This is a genomic window from Staphylococcus hominis subsp. hominis, from assembly GCF_002901845.1.
GTDB lineage: Bacteria > Bacillota > Bacilli > Staphylococcales > Staphylococcaceae > Staphylococcus > Staphylococcus hominis.
Window position 1 is genome coordinate 1 of record NZ_PPQE01000004.1, and the last position, 4,493, is coordinate 4,493.

3 protein-coding genes and 1 pseudogene are annotated in these 4,493 nt (G+C 30.1%); all 4 read left to right on the plus strand.

What is annotated here, in order from left to right:
* Positions 1–621: pseudogene (locus CD034_RS00350) on the plus strand (MobV family relaxase); the annotation flags it as partial.
* A 526-nt stretch (positions 622–1,147) separates the two neighbouring features.
* Complete coding sequence (locus CD034_RS00355; protein ID WP_000277654.1) at positions 1,148–2,092, plus strand: replication initiation factor domain-containing protein; 945 nt, start codon at positions 1,148–1,150, stop codon at positions 2,090–2,092.
* 161 nt (positions 2,093–2,253) lie between these two features.
* Positions 2,254–3,633 carry a tetracycline efflux MFS transporter Tet(K) gene (gene tet(K) / locus CD034_RS00360; protein WP_000492283.1) on the plus strand — a complete coding sequence of 460 codons (1,380 nt, stop codon included), beginning with the start codon at positions 2,254–2,256 and terminating at the stop codon, positions 3,631–3,633.
* A 185-nt stretch (positions 3,634–3,818) separates the two neighbouring features.
* Positions 3,819–4,493, plus strand: a 675-nt coding sequence (gene mobV, locus CD034_RS00365) for a MobV family relaxase (protein ID WP_142380635.1), incomplete at its 3' end; no start/stop codon positions are given.

Here is a 4,493-nt window from a genome sequence, read left to right on the forward strand (position 1 = left end):
GAACGTGAGAGCCAAAAAACAGACCATATAAAGCAAAAGAACGATAAATTAATGCAAGAGTACCAAAAATCGTTAAATACGCTTAAAAAGCCTATAAATGTTCCGTATGAGCAAGAAACTGAAAAAGTAGGTGGTTTATTTAGCAAAGAAATACAAGAAACTGGAAATGTTGTAATAAGCCAAAAAGATTTCAATGAATTTCAGAAACAGATAAAAGCTGCTCAAGATATTTCGGAAGATTACGAGTATATAAAGTCTGGTAGAGCCTTAGATGATAAAGATAAGGAAATACGAGAGAAAGATGATTTATTAAATAAAGCAGTTGAGCGTATTGAAAACGCAGACGATAATTTTAACCAACTTTACGAAAATGCAAAGCCACTTAAAGAGAATATAGAAATAGCGTTAAAGCTTTTAAAAATCTTACTAAAAGAGTTAGAACGAGTTTTAGGAAGAAATACCTTTGCGGAAAGAGTTAATAAGTTAACAGAAGATGAACCAAAACTAAATGGTTTAGCAGGAAACTTAGATAAAAAAATGAATCCAGAATTATATTCAGAACAGGAACAGCAACAAGAACAACAAAAGAATCAAAAACGAGATAGAGGTATGCACTTATAGAACATGCATTTATGCCGAGAAAACTTATTGGTTGGAATGGGCTATGTGTTAGCTAACTTGTTAGCGAGTTGGTTGGACTTGAATTGGGATTAATCCCAAGAAAGTACCAACTCAACAACACATAAAGCCCTGTAGGTTCCGACCAATAAGGAAATTGGAATAAAGCAATAAAAGGAGTTGAAGAAATGAAATTCAGAGAAGCCTTTGAGAATTTTATAACAAGTAAGTATGTACTTGGTGTTTTAGTAGTTTTAACTGTTTACCAGATAATACAAATGCTTAAATAAAAAAAGACTTGATCTGATTAGACCAAGTCTTTTGATAGTGTTATATTAATAACAAAATAAAAAGGAGTCGCTCACGCCCTGACCAAAGTTTGTGAACGACATCATTCAAAGAAAAAAACACTGAGTTGTTTTTATAATCTTGTATATTTAGATATTAAACGATATTTAAATATACATCAAGATATATATTTGGGTGAGCGATTCCTTAAACGAAATTGAGATTAAGGAGTCGATTTTTTATGTATAAAAACAATCATGCAAATCATTCAAATCATTTGGAAAATCACGATTTAGACAATTTTTCTAAAACCGGCTACTCTAATAGCCGGTTGGACGCACATACTGTGTGCATATCTGATCCAAAATTAAGTTTTGATGCAATGACGATCGTTGGAAATCTCAACCGAGACAACGCTCAAGCCCTTTCTAAATTTATGAGTGTAGAGCCCCAAATAAGACTTTGGGATATTCTTCAAACAAAGTTTAAAGCTAAAGCACTTCAAGAAAAAGTTTATATTGAATATGACAAAGTGAAAGCAGATAGTTGGGATAGACGTAATATGCGTATTGAATTTAATCCAAACAAACTTACACGAGATGAAATGATTTGGTTAAAACAAAATATAATAAGCTACATGGAAGATGACGGTTTTACAAGATTAGATTTAGCCTTTGATTTTGAAGATGATTTGAGTGACTACTATGCAATGTCTGATAAAGCAGTTAAGAAAACTATTTTTTATGGTCGTAATGGTAAGCCAGAAACAAAATATTTTGGCGTGAGAGATAGTAATAGATTTATTAGAATTTATAATAAAAAGCAAGAACGTAAAGATAATGCAGATGCTGAAGTTATGTCTGAACATTTATGGCGTGTAGAAATCGAACTTAAAAGAGATATGGTGGATTACTGGAATGATTGCTTTAGTGATTTACATATCTTGCAACCAGATTGGAAAACTATCCAACGCACTGCGGATAGAGCAATAGTTTTTATGTTATTGAGTGATGAAGAAGAATGGGGAAAGCTTCACAGAAATTCTAGAACAAAATATAAGAATTTGATAAAAGAAATTTCGCCAGTCGATTTAACGGACTTAATGAAATCGACTTTAAAAGCGAACGAAAAACAATTGCAAAAACAAATCGATTTTTGGCAACATGAATTTAAATTTTGGAAATAGTGTACATATTAATATTACTGAACAAAAATGATATATTTAAACTATTCTAATTTAGGAGGATTTTTTTATGAAGTGTCTATTTAAAAATTTGGGGAATTTATATGAGGTGAAAGAATAATTTACCCCTATAAACTTTAGTCACCTCAAGTAAAGAGGTAAAATTGTTTAGTTTATATAAAAAATTTAAAGGTTTGTTTTATAGCGTTTTATTTTGGCTTTGTATTCTTTCATTTTTTAGTGTATTAAATGAAATGGTTTTAAATGTTTCTTTACCTGATATTGCAAATCATTTTAATACTACTCCTGGAATTACAAACTGGGTAAACACTGCATATATGTTAACTTTTTCGATAGGAACAGCAGTATATGGAAAATTATCTGATTATATAAATATAAAAAAATTGTTAATTATTGGTATTAGTTTGAGCTGTCTTGGTTCATTGATTGCTTTTATTGGTCACAATCACTTTTTTATTTTGATTTTTGGTAGGTTAGTACAAGGAGTAGGATCTGCTGCATTCCCTTCACTGATTATGGTGGTTGTAGCTAGAAATATTACAAGAAAAAAACAAGGCAAAGCCTTTGGTTTTATAGGATCAATTGTAGCTTTAGGTGAAGGGTTAGGTCCTTCAATAGGGGGAATAATAGCACATTATATTCATTGGTCTTACCTACTTATACTTCCTATGATTACAATAGTAACTATACCTTTTCTTATTAAAGTAATGGTACCTGGTAAATCAACAAAAAATACATTAGATATCGTAGGTATTGTTTTAATGTCTATAAGTATTATATGTTTTATGTTATTTACGACAAATTATAATTGGACTTTTTTAATACTCTTCACAATCTTTTTTGTGATTTTTATTAAACATATTTCAAGAGTTTCTAACCCTTTTATTAATCCTAAACTAGGGAAAAACATTCCGTTTATGCTTGGTTTGTTTTCTGGTGGGCTAATATTTTCTATAGTAGCTGGTTTTATATCAATGGTGCCTTATATGATGAAAACTATTTATCATGTAAATGTAGCGACAATAGGTAATAGTGTTATTTTTCCTGGAACCATGAGTGTTATTGTTTTTGGTTATTTTGGTGGTTTTTTAGTGGATAGAAAAGGATCATTATTTGTTTTTATTTTAGGATCATTGTCTATCTCTATAAGTTTTTTAACTATTGCATTTTTTGTTGAGTTTAGTATGTGGTTGACTACTTTTATGTTTATATTTGTTATGGGCGGATTATCTTTTACTAAAACAGTTATATCAAAAATAGTATCAAGTAGTCTTTCTGAAGAAGAAGTTGCTTCTGGAATGAGTTTGCTAAATTTCACAAGTTTTTTATCAGAGGGAACAGGTATAGCAATTGTAGGAGGTTTATTGTCACTACAATTGATTAATCGTAAACTAGTTCTGGAATTTATAAATTATTCTTCTGGAGTGTATAGTAATATTCTTGTAGCCATGGCTATCCTTATTATTTTATGTTGTCTTTTGACGATTATTGTATTTAAACGTTCTGAAAAGCAGTTTGAATAGTTATATTATATTTTGGTTTAGAACTATGAGTGGCTAGCATTTTGCCACTCATTTTTTGCGTTAGCAAAAACAGGTTTAAGCCTCGCAGAGCACACGTATTAACGACTTATTAAAAATAAGTCTAGTGTGTTAGACTTAAACTATTAAATACACATGAAACCTTTGTGCTTAGGAGTGATTTTTATATGTCTTATTCCATTGTTAGAGTTTCAAAAGTTAAATCTGGAACAAATACAACGGGCATACAAAAACATGTTCAAAGAGAAAATAATAATTATGAAAATGAAGATATAGACCATAGTAAAACTTACTTAAATTATGATTTGGTAAATGCTAATAAACAGAATTTTAATAACTTGATTGATGAAAAAATCGAACAGAATTATACAGGCAAAAGAAAAATTAGAACAGACGCGATTAAACACATTGATGGTTTAATTACATCAGACAATGATTTCTTTGATAATCAAACGCCAGAAGATACAAAGCAGTTTTTTGAATATGCTAAAGAGTTTTTAGAACAAGAATACGGTAAAGATAATTTATTATATGCAACAGTTCACATGGACGAAAAAACACCACATATGCATTATGGCGTTGTTCCAATAACTGATGATGGTCGTTTAAGTGCTAAAGAAGTTGTAGGTAATAAAAAAGCTTTAACAGCGTTTCAAGATAGATTTAATGAGCATGTTAAACAACGAGGATATGATTTAGAACGTGGGCAATCAAGACAAGTAACAAATGCTAAACATGAGCAAATAAGTCAGTATAAACAAAAAACAGAATATCATAAGCAAGAATATGAACGTGAGAGCCAAAAAACAGACCATATAAAGCAAAAGAACGATAAATTAATG

Excerpts from the sequence above, each read along its gene's own strand:
- CD034_RS00355 (WP_000277654.1), top strand. The coding sequence starts at position 1,148 with ATGTATAAAAACAATCATGCAAATCATTCAAATCATTTGGAAAATCAC.